Here is a 22,408-nt window from a genome sequence, read left to right as displayed (position 1 = left end):
CTTATCTTTATAAGATATATTAAAACATAAACTAACATGAAAATTGGCATAATTGACCTTTGTAAACAAATAGAAGATCCTAGGATGAACCGCAAAAAAGTACATAAAATGGAAACTATTATCTATATATCCATTGCTGCTGTAATCTGTGGCGCTCAATCCTGGAATGAGATTGAGGAATTTGGCAATGCGAAAATTGCTTTTTTCAAAAGTCGCATACCTGGTCTGGAGTTCATCCCTAGTCATGATACTTTTAATAGATTCTTCAGTATAATAAAGCCCGAGTATTTTGAGTTGATCTTCCGTAATTGGGTAAAACAAGTCTGTCAGGAGGTGAAAGGCGTTGTTGCTATAGATGGCAAGCTCATGCGTGGTCCAAGCCAATGTGACGGAGAACATACTACGGGAAAAGAAGGATTCAAATTATGGATGGTTTCTGCATGGTCTGCCGCTAATGGAATTTCTTTAGGTCAGGTAAAAGTAGATGATAAAAGCAATGAGATTACAGCTATTCCATTGTTAATTAACTCTTTGGAACTAAGTGGTTGTATTGTTACAATTGACGCGATGGGATGCCAGAAAGATATAACCCAGACCATTATTGAGCATAATGCAAATTATATTATAGCTATAAAGGAGAATAAGAAAAAAAATTATCAACTAGCTAAACAAATCATTGACGATTATCAGGATAGAGATGAAATAACCAATAGAGTCACCAGGCATGTGTCGGAAAACACCGGACATGGAAGGATTGAGACAAGAACATGTACTGTAGTCAGTTATGGATCTATTATGGAGAAAATGTTTAAGAAGAAACTTGTGGGGTTGAAGTCTATTGTAGGGATAAAGTCGGAGAGAACAATAGTAGCAACAGGAGAATATACTCAAGAGGTCAGATACTATGTAACTTCACTTGATAATACCAAACCGGAGGAGATTGCATCTGCCATCAGGCAGCATTGGTCTATTGAGAATAATCTTCATTGGCAACTGGATGTTACCTTTCGAGAAGACTACAGTAAAAAGGTGAAAAATGCAGCCAGAAACTTTTCGGTGGCAACAAAAATGGCACTTACCATACTAAAGAATGAGAAAACAACAAAAGGAAGCATGAATCTGAAAAGACTAAAAGCGGGATGGGATGAAAAATATTTGTCACAACTTTTACAGGAAAATAATTTTTAATGCGTCTGCCCTGTAGAAGAATGAAAGTCATTAAAGATACGAAATTAAATAGCAAAAAACAAGAGTGGCACTTGTTTTTCCTAATATCCCAATAGTTTTTTCATATTTGATACATTGTCATTTTTATGCCATTTACTTTACTATGCCATTATTAATTTGTACCTAATTTATCCTCTGTCTGTTTTTGTCTATCTCTTCACTTTTATTATTATTGATTATCAACATATTATCATTGACGACCGTCCGTATCCGTCCGGTAAAAAATGCCTGTTTTAGCAGTATGTCCTGTAACTTTGCAAATAAAAAAGTACAGAACAATGAGCAACTTATTATTTAAAAGATGGAATGATTTCGGTGGGTGGCTGGTCTTTCTGATAGCAGCATTTGTGTATGGGATGACCATCGAACCAACCGCAAGTTTCTGGGATTGTCCCGAATTTATTTCTTGTGCTGAAAAATTACAGGTAGGGCATCCGCCGGGAGCACCTTTCTATATGCTTGTCGGCAACCTGTTTACCCAGTTTGCTTCCGATGCTTCGCAAGTGTCGGGAATGGTCAACTTTTTAAATGCACTATTGAGTGCCGGTTGTATCTTGTTTCTTTTCTGGAGTATTACCCGATTAGTGAGAGCCTTGCTTGTGGGCGATGAACGGAAATTATCTGTTATGGATGTTATTATCATTCTGGGAGCAGGTTTTGTGGGAGCTTTAGCTTATACTTTCAGTGATACATTCTGGTTTAGTGCGGTAGAGGGGGAGGTATATGCCTTCTCTTCTTTCCTCACAGCCTTGGTATTTTGGATGATTCTTCGCTGGCAGGATGAAGCAGATTCTGTGTCCGGTGACCGCTGGATTATCCTGATAGCCTATATTATAGGGCTTTCAATCGGAGTGCATTTGCTTAATCTGCTTTGTATTCCTGCCATTGTATTAGTGTTCTATTACCAAAAATATCAGACTCTATCACTCAAGGGAGTTATCGGGGCCATTGCATTATCCGGTATTCTTATTGTATTGATTCTTTTTGTTTATATACCCGGAATGGCTGATGTAGGAGGATGGTTCGAATTATTCTTTGTCAATGTGATGGGATTACCCTTCCAGTCAGGATTGATCGTCTTTCTGGGTTTGGTCCTGTTTTTACTGATAGGAGCCATTTATCGGTTCAGAAAACGCATCGTGAATACCGGTTTGTGGTGTTTACTCATGCTCACCATAGGATATACCACCTATGCGGTCATACTCATTCGTGCCAATGCTAATACGCCGCTCAACGAGAATGCACCGGATACTATTTTCACACTCAAAAGCTACCTGAATCGCGAACAGTATGAAAGTGCTCCTTTACTTTATGGGAGAACCTATGCGTCCGAACCGGAGTATGTGCCCGAAGGAGACTATTACAAGGTAAAGACAGAAAAAGGTAGTGCCATCTATCGGCCGGATAAGAAAGAAGGCAAGTATAAAATTATTCGCTATAAGGAAGACGTGTGCTACACTCAAAATATGTTATTTCCGCGAATGTGGAATGATCGTTCGGCCGCTTCTTACAAAGGATGGTCCGGTGGAGGTGCGAATGAGGCTCCTACACAAAAAGAGAACCTGACTTATTTTATCACATACCAACTCAATTACATGTACTGGCGCTATTTCTTATGGAATTTTGTCGGACGACAGAATGATATTCAAGGAAGCGGTGAACCGGAACATGGTAACTGGATTACAGGAATTTCCTGGCTTGATAATCTGCGACTGGGGGATCAAAAACTTTTGCCGGAATCTTTGCGTGAGAACAAAGGTCACAATGTGTTCTATGGCTTACCATTATTATTAGGATTACTCGGTATCTATTGGCAATGGACACGTGGAAAAAAAGGCAAGCAGCAATTCAGTGTCTTATTTTTCCTTTTCTTTATGACGGGATTGGCTATTGTGCTCTATCTGAATCAGACTCCCGGACAACCCCGTGAACGGGATTATGCGTATGCAGGTTCGTTTTATGCGTTCGCTATCTGGATTGGAATGGGAGCCGCCGGATGCTGTGACATGCTTCGCAGGAAACAGGCAAAAATCCTCCCAGTCGGCTTACTTATGCTGCTTTGCCTGTTTGTCCCCATACAAATGGCAAGCCAGACTTGGGATGACCACGATCGAAGCAACCGGTATACCTGTCGTGACTTTGGTGCTAATTATCTGATGACACTTCCCGACAAAGGAAATCCGATCATATTCTGTGAGGGGGATAATGATACGTTCCCCTTGTGGTATAATCAGGATACGGAAGAAGTACGCAGAGATGTACGTATCTGCAATTTAAGTTATGCGCAGACCGACTGGTACATTTATCAGCAACAATGTCCTCTGTACGATGCTCCCGGACTGCCGATCAGTTGGGATCAAAATCAATACCAGGAAGGGAAGAACGAATATGTGGCTGTTCGTCCGGAATTGAAGAAACAGATAGAAGCATTGTATCAGAAACATCCCGAAGAAGCCCGTGATAGTTTTGGAAATGATCCGTATGAAATAAAGAATATCCTGAAATATTGGGTGTTCGCAGAGAAACAGGAATTCCATGTGATACCTACCGATACTATAAATATTTATATTGATAAGGATGCAGTACTCCGTTCTGGAATGATGTTGCCTGAAGCCATTCGTCATTTAAAAGGGGAAGAACTAAGAGATGCAATACCGGATAAACTGTCTATTTCTCTAAAAAATATACGTCTGTTGACTAAAGTGGACTTACTCATGCTCGAGATCCTGGCTAACTGTAACTGGGAACGTCCCCTGTACATGGCTATCTCGGTAGGCAACTCCAGTAAACTGAAATTTGATGACTACTTTGTTCAGGAAGGGTTAGCATTCCGGTTTACTCCTTTCAACTATAAAGAATGGGGAGACGTGGAAGAAGGCAATGGATATGCCATAGATACGGAGAAGCTCTACGAGAATGTGATGAACAGATATAAATACGGTGGATTGGATACTCCCGGACTTTATCTGGACGAAACAACCCTGCGCATCTGTTATTCTCATCGAAGGCTCTTTGCGCAACTGGCTAAAGAATTGGTGAAACAAGGAGACGACATCCGTGCCAGAAAAGTATTGGAATATGCTGGGCAAGCTATTCCGGCATATAATGTTCCTGAAGTATACGAGAGTGGTTCGTATGATATAGCCACCGCTTATGCTTCCATAGGAGAAACGCAGAAAGCGACCGATCTATTGAATCATCTGATAGCAGAATCGGAAAATTATATCGACTGGGCTTTCTCATTGGGAGATAACCGGATAGGGATGGTTCAACAGGATTGTTTGTATAGGTTCTGGCAATGGAATCAGTGTAATGAATTACTGAAGAGTATGGATAAAGAGAGATATGAACAGAGTAATCAGCAATTTGAAAAGAAATATATGCGCTTTACTCAACTAATGAATTATCACAACTAAACTCAAAGAATATGAAATCGAAAAGAATAAGAGAAGAAGAAATAAAAACAGTATTGGGCAAAAGAAATTACGTCATCTTAATTATCGGCTCTATATTGATTATCATAGGATATATATTAATGAGCGGCGAGGGGAGTACCCTTGCCGCCTATAATCCCGATATATTTAGTGGAACACGCATACGTATTGCCCCATTATTGTGTTTATTGGGGTATCTACTGAATGTATTCGGTATTCTTTACCGTCCTCGTCAAAGGGGATTTAATCTTTCAATAGAGGTAACTGATTGAGCATATTTCTAAGTTTGATTGCCACTCGTGGCATAGGTTCGGCAACTGTAAGTCCTACCAGATCATATTCGGAGGATATATCATTAATGATACGAACTACTTCTTCAATCTTCATGCCGTTAGGCTCAACGCCTACGGCAGCGATTATCTCTGCCGGGTCCAATACATCCATATCGAAATGTATAACCACCTTCGAAACCCCGGTACTTTTCAGCCATTCCATAATCTTTGTACGATCATTGGCAACTTCCTGTGGAGATAATCCTTTAATTCCCAGCTTTCTTTGTCGTTCCTGCATACCCTCATCCCATGAGCGGAGTCCGACAATCAGGGCTTTGGAAGCATCCGTTTTTCCCGGAAGTAATTCCATTATTTCTTCATCTCCCATTCCCAAACAAGCTGTTAGTGCCATTGCATGATAACCCTTATATTCATCATAAGGCAGATTGATGTCGGGATGTGCGTCTATCCAGACGATAGCTACATCATCCGGGTATCTATTGATTAAATAAGTAAACGGAACAACACTAACGGAACATTCTCCTCCTAAAGTGACAATCCGATCCGGATGATTCTCTTTAAGCAGATCAAGCGCAGCTTTAGTTTGTTTCAGTATGACACTGCGTGCACTGATACCTTTTTCCGTCGCTCTGTCATTTATATCCAGTGAAACCGGAACTTCGACCGTATTCTGACCGGTCTGTGGGGCTAAATAGTTCAATAACTGTGCTCCCAGATAGTAGCCTCTGGATGAATCTTCCGCCGGAATATCAGGCATCCAATGATCTACAATTCCTCCTTGCCATTGAGGATAGATAAAACGAAGAGTTGATTTTTTATTTTCCATATTTACATTGTTTGTTACTTTTTCTTGTGCATTCATTGAAACGACTCCAACGACTAATGCAAGTGATAATAAATACTTTCTCATCTTTTTGAAGCAAAAGTAGGGAATACCTGAAACATCGGCAAGTAGGGACGAATTATTCATATACTGATAAATTTAGCCCTATACTACATTTGGGGATTATTATTTTTGTTTTTGTAGTGATATCCTTATTTTTGCAGAAAAGCAGAAAACTATGTATAAGAAGAAAATTCCTTTTGATATTGATTGTGGGATAAAGATTACGATGGAAGTGATCGGGGGAAAATGGAAAAGTTGCATCATTCAGGAATTATGCACTGGTCCGAAACGTCCCAGCGAGCTGCATCGTTTATTTACCGAGGCAAGTCCCCGGGTCATCAATCAACAACTGAAAGAATTGGAGATGCACGGCATTATCAGCAAAAAGATATTCATGGAGCTTCCTCCCCATTCGGAATATGCTATCACCGAATTGGGAAAGACGCTGATTCCTCTGATTGAGCAACTGGAAATCTGGGGTGATAGCTTTCGTCCGGAGATGAAGAGAATCTTGAAAATAGAATAAATCTTTCTAATATCATTAATATTTCAAAAAAGACCATCTATCTAAAATAAATTATTGCTTCTTTTGTCCTAATGAAATGAAAATTGGGAGATAGTATGAATAACAACATTGATATAAAAACGCTGGAGGCCTTTCAGGATGGGAATCACAAGGCCTTTGAGACTATTTTTATAGCATACTACAACAAAACCAAAACATTCATTGACGGATATATAAAATCAGAACCTGATGCGGAAGAGCTGACAGAGGATTTATTTGTCAATCTTTGGATCAACCGTCATTCGATTGATACGTCCAGATCATTCAATTCTTATTTGCACACCATTGCAAGAAATGCAGCAATCAACTTTCTGAAACATAAATATGTGTGTGATGCCTATCTGAACAATAATCAAGAAACAGGATATAGCTCTACTTCCGAAGAAGACCTTATTGCCAAGGAATTGGAAATGCTGATTGACGAACTTGTCGGAGGAATGCCCGAACAACGGAGAATGATTTATACATTGAGTCGTAACGAAGGATTATCCAATGCCGAAATTGCCGAACGCCTGAATACTACCAAAAGAAATGTTGAAAGCCAGCTAAGTCTTGCTTTGAAAGAAATACGGAAGGTTATTTCATGTTTCCTGGTATCACTATTATAGCATTATATTTTTTTTCATTCTGCTTTATAAAAAAAACTTCCACTTTCTTATTGAGCTTTTTGCCACTAAACTGTATATATAGTAAAGTGCAGCAAAAATGAAGAAAAGTAATATCAGTAAAATCATCAAAATGTTCCTCTCCGCCCGCTTTCCATCTGAAACGGAAGAGAAAGTGCAGAAATGGATCATCAAAGATGAAAATCAGCAGGCGAAAGCTAAAGCCTCATTGGATTATTGGAATGAATTGGACATAGAAGCCGATTCAAGCACTTATGCTTCATTGGAACGGGTGAATTTAAGAACAGGATATAATAAGGAGCATCTGACCAACATAGCTTCTTACCAGAAGTTTGCCCGTGTCGCCGCCGTTATTGTTCCTTTATTTCTATTTGCGGGAGGGATGTTCTACTATCTTTCTCCTCACAACGAAATGATAGAAATATCCGTTGTCTACGGAGAACAGAAGCGCTTAATCTTGCCGGATAGTTCGGAAGTATGGTTGAACGCGGGAAGTAGCATTTTATACCCGGAAACTTTTGCCAAAGATAAACGCTTGGTCATGCTTGACGGTGAAGCTTATTTCTCTGTCAAAAAAGATACTGTAAGTCCTTTTATTGTAGAAACCTCCCAACTCTCTGTGAAAGTTCTTGGAACCAGGTTCAATGTGAAAGCCTATCCTAATGATGAGAAAATAACGACTACATTGACTAGCGGTAAGGTGGAAGTGAGTGTCCGGTCTCAACCTCCCCATATACTAAAGCCCGATGAGCAGCTTACATACGACAAAAAATCATCAGATATTCACATATCAGTGATAGATACGAATGATACAAACTCTTGGATGGTGGGAAAACTGGTCTTTACCAATGCCAGCGCCGGAGAAATATTCCGAACTCTGGAAAGACACTATAACACCACGATTGATAATACAGCAAATATCCCTGCATCCAAACGATATACAGTCAAATTCCTGAAAGATGAAAGCCTGGATGAAATACTGAATATATTGAAAGATATAATCGGCTTTGATTATCAGCAGTATGAAAAGAAAATAGTATTAACCCGACAATAAAAAGAAACAGCCTATGAATAAAAAGAACCGGGAAGCAGCTTGAGACCCTCTTCCCAGTTCTGAAATGTCTACCCTCATTCAACAAGTGACGTAAAATGAAGTATCAACATACAAATATAGAATAATGAATCGAATAAATACAAATAAACGGGCAGGTAAGCTCGCCATTTTTTTATTTTTTACTTTTCTATCTCTTACAACTATTGCACAGAATAAAGATAAAAAGATTACCATACAAAATAAAAATATCTCATTAAAAGAGGCTTTTGCACAAATTGAAACACAAACCGGATATAGCATCGCTTATGAACAATCGAACCTGAATATCGAAAAGAAGCACTCTTTATCATTCAAAAATGTAACCATTGACAAAGCTATGGCTCAACTATTGAAGGAAACCGGATATGTATATAAGATAAAAGGATATCATATTATAATTTCTTTGCAGGATAACAAACAAAAGACTACTAGCAATGATACACAAAAACTGACTCAAACCATAAGAGGAATCGTTGTTGATTCCAAAACCAATACACCCATAGAATATGCCTCTGTCTGTATAATAGAAGATCCCTCACGGGGAGGTTCGACTGACGGACGGGGAAATTTCCGGATTAATAATATCCCGGTGGGTCGTTATAATATTCAGGCATCTTTTATGGGGTATCGCCCAAGTATCATCAGCGAAGTATCTGTCACTTCATCCAAAGAAGTATTTGTAGAGATTCCTATGGATGAGAATGTACAAGATTTGGCTGAAGTACTTGTCAAGCCGGAAATAAAAAAAGACCGGACTGTCAACCCAATGGCTATCACAGGAGGACGTATGATTAGTATTGAAGAAGCGTCCCGATTTGCCAATGGTTTTGACGATCCTGCACGGTTAAGTTCTGCATTTGCAGGTGTAGCAGGAGATGTCGGTACTAATGCGGTTGCCATCCGGGGAAATGCCCCGCAATTTACACAATGGAGACTGGAGGGAATTGAAATACCTAATCCTACTCACTTTGCTGATTTATCAGGCTTGGGAGGAGGATTCCTGTCCGCTTTGAGTACGCAAGTCATCGGCAACTCCGATTTCTACAACGGAGCTTTCCCGGCGGAATACAGCAATGCCTTATCAGGAGTTTTCGATATGCATCTGCGAAATGGTAATAATCAGAAGTACGAACACGCTTTTCAAGTCGGGCTCATGGGGATAGATTTGGCCTCGGAAGGACCTATCAATAAAAAGCGGGGAAGTTCCTACCTGATTAATTACCGCTTTTCTACTACTTCACTGGCGTCGGGCAATGACATCAACCTGAAATATCAGGATGTAGCTTTCAAACTAAATTTCCCCACACGTAAAGCCGGAACTTTTTCGATTTGGGGATTAGGATTGACAGACAGAAATAAAGTGGATGCTTTGGAACGTTCCGAATGGGAAACGATGGGAGACCGATCTTCAGGATCTAATAAACTGGATAAACTAGCAGGCGGATTAGCGCACAAATATATAATTGATGAAAATACATATATCCGTTCTTCTCTATCGGCAACTTATTCCAAAGACCGTTCAATGGTGGATTTGCATACTGACAATGAGATTGTCCAAGCAGCAGATATTCAAAACAGCAGATGGAATTTTGTGTTCAATTCTTATCTGAACAAGAAATTCAGTTCGAGGCATACCAATAGAACAGGAATTACCATTACAGAACTTAAATATGATCTTGATTACAAGGTTAGTCCCTATTTAGGATTAAACAAACCCATGGAGCAACTTTCAAAAGGTAGTGGAGAAAGTACAGTCCTTTCAGCGTATAGCAGTTCCGTAATAAACTTAGGCAACAGCTTGACAACTAGCTTAGGAGTTACCGGACAATACTTCACTTTAAACAAAAACTGGTCAATAGAACCGAGAGTTGCGCTTAAATGGGAAATGAATCCGGCACATTCTTTAGCAGTAGCTTACGGTTTGCATAGCCGCAGGGAAAGGCTCGACTATTATTTTGTTGAACAGGTAATCAACGATAAAAAGGAATCAAACCGATATCTGGATTTTTCTAAGGCACATCATTTCGGGCTTACTTATGACTGGAATATCAATCAAGGTCTGCATCTGAAAATAGAACCCTATTATCAATACCTGTTCCACATACCGGTGGAAGAGAATTCTTCCTTCTCAATTATTAATTATGAGGAATTCTATTTAGACCGGATATTAATAAACACCGGAACTGCGAAAAATTATGGAATAGATATAACACTGGAGCAGTACATGAAAAATGGCTTCTACTATATGATTACAGGTTCATTATTCAAGTCGAAATACAGGGGAGGGGATCGTATCTGGCGAAATACGAGATTGAACAAAAGCTATTTAGTGAACTTGCTCGCCGGAAAAGAATGGATGGTCGGCAGACTCAAACAAAATGTATTAAGTGTAAACGGACGCCTGTTCTTTCAGGGAGGAGGACGCTATACACCTGTCGATGAAGAGAAAAGCCAGGAAGAGCACGACATCGTTTTTGACGAAAGCAAGGCATATACCAAACGTTTCAATCCTTCCATCAACGGTGATGTTTCTATCAGCTTCCGGATTAATAAGAAAAGAGTGTCTCACGAGTTTTCTCTAAAGATACTGAATGTAGGTATGCGTACCGGAATGCATTTCTATCAATATAATGAAAGGACGAGCGTAGTAGAAGAAAAGAAGGGATCAGGATTGATACCGAATATCAGTTACAAAATTTATTTCTAAAGAACCAAATAAGAAAAGGTTTGTTCACACAATAGACTGACATCCAACGGACAACTGCTTTCAGTAATTATGGTATAACAATCTGTAATATATATACTAACAAGTTCTCTGAATACCTGTATATTTGCTGCGTGAAATAATTTAGTTATGAATTATATGCGTATCATATTCAAGAAATTCAAAGCACGTATGATTGTAGGATGTATATTAGCTGTAATAGCATTGCTGGCGGTGTCAGTCATTGTTTTTATCAATCAAGCCAGTTTCGGCAGAACTCCCCGTGGGGAACGGCTGGAAAGAGTCATGAAATCTCCTAATTACAGAAACGGAGAATTTAAAAATCAGCATGAAACTCTATTGATGACTTCCGACAGGGGACGTTTTAGCGGAATCTGGGAGTTCATTTTCAGAAAGATAGACGGTTTGCGCCCCAAACAGGCTGTCAAAGCAATAAAAACAGATTTACGCAAGATTGACCGTAATGAAGAAATATTGGTATGGTTCGGACATTCATCTTACCTGATTCAAACGGGAGGAAAGCGAATATTGGTTGACCCGGTATTTTGTATGGCTTCTCCCGTATCTTTTGTCAACAAGCCATTCAAAGGTACGGAACTTTATACACCGGATGATATGCCGGACATTGATTATCTCGTGATTAGTCACGATCATTGGGATCATTTGGATTACAACACAGTCAAAAAATTAAAAGACCGGATTGGAGCAGTGATTTGTCCGTTGGGTGTTGGCGAACATTTCGAATATTGGGGATTTGATAAAGAGCGTCTGATAGAACTTGACTGGAATGAAGACGCAAACCTCGCTCCGGGCTTTATGATACATTGTTTGCCTGCCCGCCATTTCTCCGGTCGCGGACTTACTGCCAACCAGTCACTTTGGGCTTCCTTCCTGTTAGAAACTCCTTCACAAAAGATATACATCGGTGGAGACGGAGGATATGATACGCATTACGCAGAAATAGGTAACCGATTTCCGGACATCGACCTTGTAATCCTCGAAAACGGACAATACAACGAAGAATGGAGCTTGATCCATTTGATGCCCCAGTATATGGCACAGACGGCCAGAGATTTAAAAGCGAAAAGAGTTCTGACCGTACATCATTCTAAATATGCGTTGGCCAAACATCGTTGGGATGAACCTCTCAAAAATGCAGAAGAGATGAAGAATAAAGATTCTCTGAATGTATTGATTCCGGAGATTGGAGAGGTCGTGGCATTAGAAAAATAGTGCTTTACCCAATCGGCTAAAGGTTTTCCCGTCTGTTATCAGTGAAATTGGTAAAACATTCTGTAATTTGTATAGTTGAAAAACAAATTTCCCTGATTAACTTTGCAAAGTTGAAATATAGATGGTTCAATCCTGACAGTTTTAGACATTTAGATATAACTACTATAAATTGAAAATTAATTAGTTTATGCTACGTACTATCAGACTTACAACCGCCATTGTGTGCTTTACACTTATTACCCTGCTCTTTCTCGACTTCACGGGTACATTGCACACATGGTTCGGATGGTTGGCGAAAATTCAATTTCTGCCGGCTTTATTAGCCTTGAACATAGGTGTCGTATTGTTTTTAGTTGTACTTACATTCCTGTTCGGACGTATCTACTGCTCTGTTATTTGTCCGTTGGGAGTGTTTCAGGACATTGTTTCGTGGGTATCCGGCAAACAAAAGAAAAACCGGTTCCGTTATTCACCAGCAATGAAATGGTTGCGGTATGGCGTTTTAGGAGTATTCATTATTATGATGGTTGCAGGATTGAACTCTTTGGCTATCTTGCTGGCACCGTATAGTGCTTATGGCCGGATAGCTTCCAGTCTTTTTGCACCGGTCTGGCAATGGGGAAACAACCTGTTGGCGTACTTCGCCGAACGAGTGGATAGTTATGCTTTTTATGAGGTAGATGTATGGATAAAGAGTCTTTCGACGATGCTGATTGCCATTGTTACCCTTGTTGTTCTTTTCATTCTGGCGTGGCGCAACGGACGAACCTATTGTAATACGATCTGCCCCGTAGGTACTGTATTAGGGTTTATATCCAAATATGCGATATTCAAACCGGTAATTGATACTTCCAAATGCAATAGTTGCGGTTTGTGTGCCCGCAATTGCAAAGCATCGTGTATTAATCCGAAAGCTCATGAAATAGATTATAGCCGTTGTGTGACTTGTATGGATTGCATCGGAAAGTGTAAGCATGGAGCCATTACATACACAAGACGGAAACCTAAGAACGAAACAGCTACGAGCGAAGATACGAAAGCAAAGTCTGTCACTACTGAACAGGTAGACAATGCCCGTCGTAGCTTCCTTTCAGCATCGGCCATTTTTGCAACAACTTCTGTACTGAAAGCACAAGAGAAAAAAGTAGACGGAGGATTGGCTACTATCGAAGATAAAAAGATTCCCCAAAGAGAAAATCCTATCTATCCTCCCGGTGCTTTAAGCGCACGCAATTTCACTCAACATTGCACAGCCTGCCAATTATGTGTCTCTGTTTGTCCCAACCAGGTATTGCGCCCATCGGACAACCTATTGACATTGATGCAACCGGAAATGTCATACGAACGTGGGTATTGCCGTCCCGAATGTACTAAATGTTCGGAAGTTTGTCCTGCCGGTGCTATTCATCTCACCAGTCTTGCCGAGAAATCAGCTATTCAGATCGGGCATGCCGTATGGATTAAAGAGAACTGTGTACCTTTGACAGATGGAATGGAATGTGGCAACTGTGCCCGCCATTGTCCGACAGGTGCCATACAGATGGTAGCTTCCGATCCTGAAAAAACAGATTCTCCAAAGATTCCGGTAGTAAATGTAGAAAAATGTATCGGTTGTGGGGCGTGTGAGAACCTTTGTCCGTCCCGTCCTTTCAGCGCTATTTATGTGACAGGACATCAGATGCATAGAATTATTTGATCTAAATCAGTATAAGATTATGGAAGATAAAAATAAGAAAGATATAAATAGAAGAGATTTCATTAAGATTGTAGGTATTAGTGCAGCCACGTCGACAGGGCTATTATACGGATGCTCTTCAAAAGGTACTTCCTCTTCAAGCAGCGCAACAGGAGAAGGAGAGGTGCCTACCGATAAAATGACTTACCGCACGTCTCCGACTACCGGTGACCGTGTTTCACTCTTGGGATATGGTTGTATGCGTTGGCCTCTCAAACCTGTTCCCAACGGTAATGGTGAAGTAATCGACCAGGATGCCGTGAATGGACTAATTGATTATGCAATCGCTCACGGAGTAAACTATTTCGATACATCTCCGGCATACGTACAGGGCTTTTCCGAAAAGGCAACGGGTATTGCATTGAGCCGTCATCCCCGTGACAAATATTATATCGCCACCAAGTTATCCAATTTCTCTCCCGATACATGGTCTCGTGAAGCATCGCTCAAGATGTACCACAAATCGTTTGCAGACCTGCAGGTAGATTACATTGATTATATGCTGCTTCACGGCATCGGCATGGGAGGAATGGAAGCCCTTAAAGGACGCTACCTGGATAACGGAATGCTTGACTTTCTAGTGAAAGAACGGGAGGCAGGACGTATCCGCAATTTGGGATTCTCCTATCACGGGGATATCGAAGTGTATGACTATCTGCTTTCACGGCACGATGAATTCAAGTGGGACTTCGTACAGATACAATTGAACTATGTAGACTGGAAACATGCCAAAGAAACCAATACCCGGAATACGGATGCTGAATATCTGTATGGAGAATTGCATAAACGAGGAATTCCATCTATCATCATGGAACCGCTTTTAGGAGGTCGTTTGTCTAAATTGAATGACAACCTGGTGGCACGGCTCAAACAACGCCGTCCGGAAAGTAGTGTCGCTTCCTGGGCTTTCCGTTTTGCCGGTTCATTTCCGGACATTCTGACTGTGTTAAGTGGCATGACTTATATGGAACATCTGCAAGATAATCTCCGCACTTATTCTCCTTTGGAACCGTTGACAGATGAAGAAAAAGAGTTTCTCGAAGAAACGGCACAATTAATGTTGAAATATCCAACGATCCCTTGCAACGACTGCAAATATTGTATGCCATGTCCGTATGGGTTGGATATACCTGCTGTGTTGTTACATTACAACCGTTGTGTCAATGAAGGGAATGTCCCCAGGAACAGGCAGGATGAGAATTATGCGAAAGCCCGGCGTGCTTTTCTAGTCGGATATGACCGTAGCGTGCCCAAACTTCGTCAGGCAAGCCATTGCATCGGTTGTAACCAGTGTGTGGCACACTGTCCGCAGAACATTGATATTCCGAAAGAGCTGCATCGGATAGATCAATTCGTAGAACAATTGAAACAAGGTACTTTATAAAAGAAAAGATGGAAGAATTAATCAATTTACTACATACGGGAGGATATTCCTGTACTATTGCTAACAAAGGAGAAATCCGTACTTTCACTCAACGCGGTGTGGCTGATATCTATGATTTACTGACCCAGGAACCGGAGTTTCTTAAAGGAGCCTCGATTGCTGATAAGGTGGTTGGAAAGGGAGCTGCCGCCCTGATGATTCTGGGAGGTATCAAAGAGTTATATACTGATATTATCAGTACCAAAGCTCTGGAGTTGCTTCAGAAATCAGATATAAAAGTTGGTTTTACAGAGAAAGTACCTTTTATCTGGAACCGTAACCATACAGGAGGATGTCCTGTAGAGACAATGTGCAGCGAAGTGGAATCAGCAGAAGAAATATTACCACTGATCCGCGATTTTCTGGAAAAGATCAGAAATAAGAAGTAAAAAGAAGAAACTTGAAACACGAAATAAAGTATGAAAAGAAATACAGCTTGTTTATTCCTGTTCGGTAGCTTGCTTTCCATCTCGGGAATGGCACAGACTAAAAAGGATAGCATACAGGCCGGAAGAAATTATATGATTGATGAAGTCGTAGTCACCGGAACACGTAATGAAACCGATGTGCGTCATCTTCCGATGACCATTTCCGTAGTCGGCAGGCAACAAATTGAGAAAAGATATGAGCCTTCTCTTTTGCCGTTGTTAACGGAGCAGGTACCGGGATTATTCACTACCAGTCGTGGCATCATGGGATATGGCGTATCTACCGGAGCTGCAGGTGGCATGAGCTTGCGTGGTATCGGTGGTAGTCCGACAGCGGGATTATTGGTACTGATTGACGGTCATCCCCAGTACATGGGGTTGATGGGACATCCGATAGCGGATGCTTATCAATCTATGATGGCAGAGAAAGTGGAAGTTTTACGTGGTCCTGCATCTGTACTTTATGGTTCGAATGCCATGGGTGGTGTGATTAATATTGTTACCCGTCGGCAACAGGAAGAAGGTGTGAAGACGAATATGCAAGTTGGGTACGGTTCATATAACACGTTGCAGACTGAATTTTCCAACCGTGTCAAGAAGGGACGTTTCAGTAGCGTCGTAACCGGATCATATAATCGTACAGATGGACATCGTCCCGATATGGGGTTCGAGCAATATGGTGGATACGCAAAGTTAGGTTATGATATCAGTTCTTTCTGGAAAGTATGGGGAGATGTGAATGTAACCCATTTTAATGCTTCCAATCCGGGGACTATCCAAGTACCACTGATTGACAACGATTCTCGTATCACTCGTGGAATGACATCGTTCGCTTTGGAAAATCATTATGAAAAGACTTCAGGAGGTTTGAGCTTTTTCTATAACTGGGGACGGCATAAAATCAATGATGGCTATCAGATAGGAAAAGAACCGCAAAAATCACATTTCAACTCTAAAGACAAAATGCTGGGTGTATCATGGTATCAGAGTGCCACTTTCTTTACCGGTAATCGTTTGACCGTAGGATTTGATTATCAACACTTCGGAGGTGAATCATGGAACAAAGTACTGGCTACGGGTGAACATACTCCGGGAGTAGACAAGCAAATGGATGAGTTTGCCGGATACGTTGATTTCCGTCAGGATATCAGCAGTTGGTTCTCACTGGACGCAGGTATTCGTGTAGACCACCATTCACACGTAGGTACAGAATGGATTCCACAAGGCGGACTGGCTTTTCATTTACCCAAGAATGCAGAACTTAAAGCAATGGTCAGCAAAGGATACCGTAATCCAACCATTCGTGAGATGTATATGTTTCCTCCTGCCAACCCGGAACTGAAACCGGAAAAACTAATCAACTATGAACTTTCCTATTCACAACGTCTGCTGGAAGGGGTATTGTCCTATGGAATCAGCCTTTACTATATCAATGGCGACAATCTGATTATGTCAAACGGACTCTTTCCTCCATTGAATATCAATTCCGGAGAGATAGAGAATTGGGGAGTTGAAACGAATATAGGCTACCACATCAATTCACATTGGAATGTGAACGCCAATTATAGCTGGTTGCACATGGAGAATCCCGTTCTTGCTGCCCCCGAACATAAATTGTATGCAGGGGCGGACTATACTTCCGGACGTTGGAGTATATCGACTGGAGTACAATATGTGAAAGGACTTTATACTTCTGTTGTAAAGGGTAGCGAGCAACAGGATCATTTTGTTTTATGGAATTTTCGTGGGAATTATCGTGTCTGCCGTTTCGCTAACCTCTTCATAAAAGGAGAGAACCTGCTGGCACAGCGTTATGAAATAAATGCAGGTTATCCCATGCCCAAAGCTACGTTTATGGGTGGTATTAATTTGAACTTTTAAATAATAAAATGATATGGAATCAACTACTGTAAAACTCTATTCGCTGAATTACGGCAATGTGAGAACTTATCTGGCAGCCTCGTTATTCATCGTTGGCAATATCCTTTTTCCCCAATTTTTTCATCTCATACCGCAAGGAGGAATAACCTGGCTGCCTATCTATTTCTTCACACTGATCGGAGCTTATAAGTACGGATGGAAAGTCGGTCTGCTGACTGCTGTTCTTTCCCCTATTATCAACTCCTCACTTTTTGGTATGCCGATGCCGGTGGTGCTGCCTGCTATTTTATTAAAGTCCGTATTGCTCGCCATTGCTGCCGGTTGGGCCGCACAACGTTTCGGACGTATCTCCATCCCGGTATTGGTTGGCGTAGTACTTACCTATCAAGTTGTAGGGACATTGGGAGAGTGGATGTATATAGGAAATTTCTACAATGCCATTCAGGATTTCCGCATTGGAATTCCCGGAATGTGCCTGCAAGTATTCGGAGGTTATTTATTCATTAGATATTTGATTCGCAAATAACTTCCTTATCAATAACCGCTTTTCCCTGAAAAGAGTTATAAGCCTTGAAAAAGAAAGTTCTCCTCTGTTATAGATACCCATAACAGAGGAGAACTTTTTTAAATACAACGTATCTATTCGCTTTTTATTTATCAATCTTCTTCGTCATCTTCCAGTTCAGCAGAGGGATTGCCTCCTTCTTTAGCATACCTGCTCGGACTCATCTTATAGTATTTTTTGAATACTTCCCGAAAATATTTAGTTTCAGAGAATCCAACCATGTCTGAAATCTCATTAATAGCATATTCACCCTCTTTCAATAACTCGGTAGCACGTTTCAAACGCATCCCCCGAATAAACTCTGTCGGAGACTGTCCCGTCAATGCTTTCAATTTACAATAGAAACTGGTACGGCTCATGCCACTTGATTCACAGAGCACATTAACGGAAAATTCAGGGTTGTTTATATTCTCATCCACGATTTTCTTTACATTTGATATAAACTTCCAATCGAGGCTGTTAGTACCGTTTGCAGATGGAACCATTGATTTCGCTTCTATATCCAGATTGGCATATCTCATGCGCAACAGTTCCCGGTTTGCCAACAGATTAGCGATATTCGCCCGTAATATTTTCACGCTGAAAGGTTTGATGAGATATTCGTCCGCACCAATCGACAGTCCATCCAGAATATTATTTTCTTCTCCCAAAGCAGTGAGCAACAACACAGGAATATGTGAAATTTCAATATCACTTTTGATAGCCACACACAATTCATCTCCCCGCATCTCTGGCATCATGATATCAGAAAGAACCAGTTCCGGCCAATATTCTTTGATAATAATCAATGCTTCCTTTCCGTTAGCGCAAGCTTGTACATTATATATAGAAGACAATGAACTGACCAGATAGGAGCGTAGCTCATCATTGTCTTCTACAACAAGAATCCGTCGTAAATTTGGATCATCTATCGTAGCGGTTGTCTTTGCCGGTACATTCGGAGCGGGCAGTACAGGAGCCAACGCCTCAAATTTAGAAGATGCTTCGTCACTGATACTTTGAGAAGTCTTATTCTTTTTCGGAAAAACAATTTTGATTGTCGTACCTTGATGTTCGACACTATCTACACTAATTTTACCTCCATGAAGGCTCACCAGTTTTCCTACCAACATTAATCCGATACCACTACCCGTCACTTTAGAGTTAATAGCATTGCTGGCACGGAAATGAAGCTTGAACAACTTACTTTGTTCACTGGCAGGAATACCTATACCTGTATCCTTGATTATCACTTTCCATGAATCATTCGTATCGGACACGGAAATGCTGACCTTTCCATTTTCCGGAGTATATTTTAGCGAGTTCGATATTATATTCTTCAAAATAGAATCCATCTTCTCCTTATCAAACGATACATTCATATAGCTGAAAGTACTCTCGTATGTATATTCAATACGCCTAATGGCAGCATAAGAAGAGAATGAATTATATATTTCATTCATATAGGTATTCAACTCATACTCGGAAACACTCATTTTAGAGGAATATACATCCGTTCGCTCAAAATTAATCAGATTGCTGACCAGTCGTAAAAGAACTTCCACATTCCTCAATGCAATGTTCGTACGAGTTATTCCATTGTCGGTAAGCGTCTCTTCTTCCAATAATTCCTCCAAAGGTGCTTTTATTAAAGTTAATGGAGTACGTATATCATGGGCCGTATTGATGAAGAACTGCGTTTTTTCATCAGATATATTCTTTTGTTTTCTTAGATTTATCACACGTAGAACAAAATAAAATCCCCCTATTACCAACAGAATATAACACAAGATAGCCCACCAACTCGACCAAAAAGGTTGCGTGATGATAATTTTCATAGCACGTTCCTGAAAAACAATGTCATGTTCTTCTCTGGATATAGCACGTACATGAAGAATATATCTACCTGGAGGCAAATTGGTAAAACGAATCAAATTATTTGCTCCCGGTTGAGTCCATTTCTCATAAAAGCCTTCTAATTTCCACGAATATAGTGCATTTCCGGGAGAATCATAATTGATTGTAGAAACTTCAAATGAAAACGTATTCTCATCATAAGCCAGCTCTAATACATCTGTCTCATCGATACTTTTCTGTAAAGGAGAATCCTTGACACCCGGATAAACAGGTTGATAAGACAGATGAAAGTCGCTAAATACCAATCTGGAGAACTTATAATCCGGGAATTTCACATTCATCGGAAGTTCAATTGCTCCATCCGTACTACCGAATACAAAGTTTTTATTTTTACGCACCGTTCCTGCCGCTGCGTTAAAGTATGCAGGCAACAAGCCTTCTCCTCTAGTCCAATTACGAAATATCTTTTCTTTAGTATGAAAACAGGTTATTCCGTTCTCTGTACTCATCATTATACGTCCATCTACTTCCGGCAATATTGTAAATATTCTATTTGAAACTAAAGCAGAATTATCAGAAAAATAATGTTCGAAAGTCTTATCTTGAGGATTATAGATAAATACTCCCATACCATTTGTCCCGATATATAACAACCCATTATCTGCCTGATAAAGCGTATTAATATAAGTGATTCCTATCTCCATTTCAATATACTGATATTCACCAGTATTTCGATTCAATAAATACAAGCCAGCAGCAGTTCCGATCCACATATTATCTTTGTCTTTTTCAACAATTGATGTTATGGAATTCAGTCCCGGATATAGACGTGCACTGTTAGTCTCCAAATCAAAACATTTTAGATTATAATAGCCTCCCGACCAGATATGTCCTCTTGAATCTTTAACTATATCACGAATATATTTATCCGGACGCATATTGACGTGAGAAAGAAGGTAAGGAGAGAAGTATTCAACTGATAGCGTTTCTTTATTTATTTTATAAATGCCGGAAGTATATCCTCCTGCCCATATAATGCCAGGAGCCACTTCACATAAAGTAATAAATATATGATTCTTGTCCTTTAGTTGATGATTAAAAGAGCTTAGAAATGAATGCCACTGACCTGTTTTTGAATTATAAAGACTAATACCATTACTAGTTCCAAACCACAGATCACCTTCATGATCTTCGATAACCGCTTGTACCTGATCATTGATTAATGACTGTGCATTACCCATAGCATGTTTCATCCAATGATAATTTTCATAGCGATTATCAATCACTGTAATTCCTGTTGGATAATTAGCAAGCCATATCCGCTTTTCTTCATCTACAAAAACATCATTGATATTATTTCCATTCATTTCATTATAACTCTGATAATTAGCAATAATGTAATCTTCCAGTTCACAGGTATTTACGTTAACTTTATACACCCCCATTCCTTCCGTTGCAATCAGTAACTCTGTTTCATTCAATGGGCTGATACGAGCTATGTTTACATCACTAAGATCAGCGTCCGGACGTATAATTTCCTGTGTATTCATATCGTACACAAAAACTCCTCTTTCAAATGAACCAATGAACAATCTTTTTAATTGCCGATGAAAATACAGTTCACTCACCTGTGCATGAAAATAGTCCAGTGTTTCAACAGGCATGGTCTCTAAAATACCATTCTCCAGTTTGACATATCGTACGCCCGTCTCCGTTGCTATAAAGAAATGGTGCTCATCTACTTGTTCTATTGCCGTAATACTACTATGCAATACATTGGGAAATCGAACTATATGAGCATCTTTAATATTATACAGCAATACAGTATCTTTACGACATATCCAGATATTATCATTGCGATCCAGATAACCACAACTTATTGCTTCAGAGGTATCCGGTAATTTATATACCATTTTGAAATCGTCTCTGTCGGCTTCGTATTGAAAGACTCGTCCTTGTTTGCCAACCACCCATATACCGATATGTGGTTCTGTATATAACCATCCCAAACGTATGGGAGCATCCAAAATAGTGCCTTCTTTATTTAATTTATAGTGTTTTATATCTTTACCGTTGTATCGGTCCATCCCTTCATTTGTAAGAAACCACATATAGCCCTGAGCATCTTTCTGAATATTGAATATCCGGTGATTGCTCAAGCCATCTTCTATTCCTATATATTTGTATGTTTGTGCTGTAACCCAAACAGGAAAAAAGAGAAGAATATATACAATGTATTTCATATAAATAGTTGTTTTTTAAACTACTTCTAACGATCATATAAACATAACAGTTAACGAAACTAGACAAAAACAATGACAAATGCAAAGAAATAGGAGAGATTCTACAAGAAAACATCTATTTAGAAACATTTTTATTTCCAAAGTTGATTATTTACTTTGCGAAGTTGATTTATCTGAAAGTGTTCTTTTGCTATATGTTATAATTAGCGCATGTT

Annotated in this window: 15 protein-coding genes; 13 read left to right on the top strand and 2 right to left on the bottom strand. The window is 40.0% G+C overall.

Annotated features, from left to right (window positions below):
• Positions 1-36 precede the first annotated feature (36 nt).
• The 3 genes from DXA54_RS01755 to DXA54_RS01745 all read left to right on the top strand — a co-directional run bounded on the left by DXA54_RS01755 (position 37) and on the right by DXA54_RS01745 (position 4,933).
• On the top strand, positions 37-1,188 hold the full coding sequence (locus DXA54_RS01755) for an ISAs1 family transposase (protein WP_032853018.1): 1,152 nt from the start codon (positions 37-39) through the stop codon (positions 1,186-1,188).
• 317 nt (positions 1,189-1,505) lie between these two features.
• Complete coding sequence (locus DXA54_RS01750) at positions 1,506-4,643, top strand: DUF2723 domain-containing protein (RefSeq protein WP_008775691.1); 3,138 nt, start codon at positions 1,506-1,508, stop codon at positions 4,641-4,643.
• 11 nt (positions 4,644-4,654) lie between these two features.
• Positions 4,655-4,933, top strand: a complete 279-nt coding sequence (locus tag DXA54_RS01745) for a DUF3098 domain-containing protein (RefSeq protein ID WP_004296016.1) — start codon at positions 4,655-4,657, stop codon at positions 4,931-4,933.
• Here the strand turns inward: DXA54_RS01745 and DXA54_RS01740 are convergent.
• A complete protein-coding gene (locus DXA54_RS01740) occupies positions 4,905-5,924 on the bottom strand; it encodes an arginase family protein (protein WP_004296015.1) in 1,020 nt (339 codons plus the stop codon). The genes DXA54_RS01745 and DXA54_RS01740 overlap by 29 nt on opposite strands.
• 91 nt (positions 5,925-6,015) lie before the next feature.
• Here DXA54_RS01740 and DXA54_RS01735 point away from each other — a divergent pair, with 91 nt between their 5' ends.
• From DXA54_RS01735 to DXA54_RS01690, 10 genes are all read left to right on the top strand, one after another.
• Positions 6,016-6,366, top strand: a complete 351-nt coding sequence (locus tag DXA54_RS01735; RefSeq protein WP_004296014.1) for a winged helix-turn-helix transcriptional regulator — start codon at positions 6,016-6,018, stop codon at positions 6,364-6,366.
• 95 nt (positions 6,367-6,461) lie between these two features.
• Complete coding sequence (locus DXA54_RS01730; protein WP_004296013.1) at positions 6,462-7,013, top strand: RNA polymerase sigma-70 factor; 552 nt, start codon at positions 6,462-6,464, stop codon at positions 7,011-7,013.
• A 97-nt stretch (positions 7,014-7,110) separates the two neighbouring features.
• Positions 7,111-8,085 carry a FecR family protein gene (locus tag DXA54_RS01725; RefSeq protein ID WP_120078853.1) on the top strand — a complete coding sequence of 325 codons (975 nt, stop codon included), beginning with the start codon at positions 7,111-7,113 and terminating at the stop codon, positions 8,083-8,085.
• A 124-nt stretch (positions 8,086-8,209) separates the two neighbouring features.
• Complete coding sequence (locus DXA54_RS01720; RefSeq protein WP_120078852.1) at positions 8,210-10,831, top strand: carboxypeptidase-like regulatory domain-containing protein; 2,622 nt, start codon at positions 8,210-8,212, stop codon at positions 10,829-10,831.
• Positions 10,832-10,978: 147 nt separating this feature from the next.
• A complete protein-coding gene (locus DXA54_RS01715) occupies positions 10,979-12,082 on the top strand; it encodes an MBL fold metallo-hydrolase (protein WP_004306093.1) in 1,104 nt (367 codons plus the stop codon).
• A 187-nt stretch (positions 12,083-12,269) separates the two neighbouring features.
• Complete coding sequence (locus DXA54_RS01710) at positions 12,270-13,778, top strand: 4Fe-4S binding protein (protein ID WP_022198943.1); 1,509 nt, start codon at positions 12,270-12,272, stop codon at positions 13,776-13,778.
• 19 nt (positions 13,779-13,797) lie between these two features.
• Entirely contained in the window at positions 13,798-15,201 is a 1,404-nt protein-coding gene (locus DXA54_RS01705; RefSeq protein WP_120078851.1) for an aldo/keto reductase, read from the top strand.
• A gap of 8 nt (positions 15,202-15,209) precedes the next feature.
• Complete coding sequence (locus DXA54_RS01700) at positions 15,210-15,629, top strand: DUF1893 domain-containing protein (RefSeq protein ID WP_004306090.1); 420 nt, start codon at positions 15,210-15,212, stop codon at positions 15,627-15,629.
• A 30-nt stretch (positions 15,630-15,659) separates the two neighbouring features.
• Positions 15,660-17,549: a TonB-dependent receptor gene (locus DXA54_RS01695; RefSeq protein WP_061448356.1), complete on the top strand. Its 1,890-nt coding sequence runs from the start codon at positions 15,660-15,662 to the stop codon at positions 17,547-17,549.
• Positions 17,550-17,562: 13 nt separating this feature from the next.
• The gene (locus DXA54_RS01690) at positions 17,563-18,075 is read left to right on the top strand and encodes a hypothetical protein (RefSeq protein ID WP_004296005.1); all 513 of its coding nucleotides are present in this window, start codon (positions 17,563-17,565) and stop codon (positions 18,073-18,075) included.
• A gap of 131 nt (positions 18,076-18,206) precedes the next feature.
• On the opposite strand, the gene DXA54_RS01685 is transcribed toward DXA54_RS01690, so the two are convergent.
• Positions 18,207-22,193, bottom strand: a complete 3,987-nt coding sequence (locus tag DXA54_RS01685; RefSeq protein ID WP_120078850.1) for a two-component regulator propeller domain-containing protein — start codon at positions 22,191-22,193, stop codon at positions 18,207-18,209.
• Between the last annotated feature and the right edge of the window lie 215 nt (positions 22,194-22,408).

It is taken from the genome of Bacteroides sp. OF03-11BH (genome assembly GCF_003604005.1).
In the GTDB taxonomy this organism is placed as follows: Bacteria; Bacteroidota; Bacteroidia; order Bacteroidales; family Bacteroidaceae; genus Bacteroides; species Bacteroides ovatus.
The sequence above is the reverse complement of the archived record's forward strand: the minus strand, read 5'-3'. Positions and strand labels throughout refer to the sequence as shown.

Bases quoted from the DNA above. Each gene is read 5' to 3' on its own strand.
- DXA54_RS01755 (WP_032853018.1), top strand. From the start codon at position 37: ATGAAAATTGGCATAATTGACCTTTGTAAACAAATAGAAGATCCTAGG.
- DXA54_RS01750 (WP_008775691.1), top strand. From the start codon at position 1,506: ATGAGCAACTTATTATTTAAAAGATGGAATGATTTCGGTGGGTGGCTG.
- DXA54_RS01745 (WP_004296016.1), top strand. From the start codon at position 4,655: ATGAAATCGAAAAGAATAAGAGAAGAAGAAATAAAAACAGTATTGGGC.
- DXA54_RS01740 (WP_004296015.1), bottom strand. From the start codon at position 5,924: ATGAATAATTCGTCCCTACTTGCCGATGTTTCAGGTATTCCCTACTTT.
- DXA54_RS01735 (WP_004296014.1), top strand. From the start codon at position 6,016: ATGTATAAGAAGAAAATTCCTTTTGATATTGATTGTGGGATAAAGATT.
- DXA54_RS01730 (WP_004296013.1), top strand. From the start codon at position 6,462: ATGAATAACAACATTGATATAAAAACGCTGGAGGCCTTTCAGGATGGG.
- DXA54_RS01725 (WP_120078853.1), top strand. From the start codon at position 7,111: ATGAAGAAAAGTAATATCAGTAAAATCATCAAAATGTTCCTCTCCGCC.
- DXA54_RS01720 (WP_120078852.1), top strand. From the start codon at position 8,210: ATGAATCGAATAAATACAAATAAACGGGCAGGTAAGCTCGCCATTTTT.
- DXA54_RS01715 (WP_004306093.1), top strand. From the start codon at position 10,979: ATGAATTATATGCGTATCATATTCAAGAAATTCAAAGCACGTATGATT.
- DXA54_RS01710 (WP_022198943.1), top strand. From the start codon at position 12,270: ATGCTACGTACTATCAGACTTACAACCGCCATTGTGTGCTTTACACTT.
- DXA54_RS01705 (WP_120078851.1), top strand. From the start codon at position 13,798: ATGGAAGATAAAAATAAGAAAGATATAAATAGAAGAGATTTCATTAAG.
- DXA54_RS01700 (WP_004306090.1), top strand. From the start codon at position 15,210: ATGGAAGAATTAATCAATTTACTACATACGGGAGGATATTCCTGTACT.
- DXA54_RS01695 (WP_061448356.1), top strand. From the start codon at position 15,660: ATGAAAAGAAATACAGCTTGTTTATTCCTGTTCGGTAGCTTGCTTTCC.
- DXA54_RS01690 (WP_004296005.1), top strand. From the start codon at position 17,563: ATGGAATCAACTACTGTAAAACTCTATTCGCTGAATTACGGCAATGTG.
- DXA54_RS01685 (WP_120078850.1), bottom strand. From the start codon at position 22,193: ATGAAATACATTGTATATATTCTTCTCTTTTTTCCTGTTTGGGTTACA.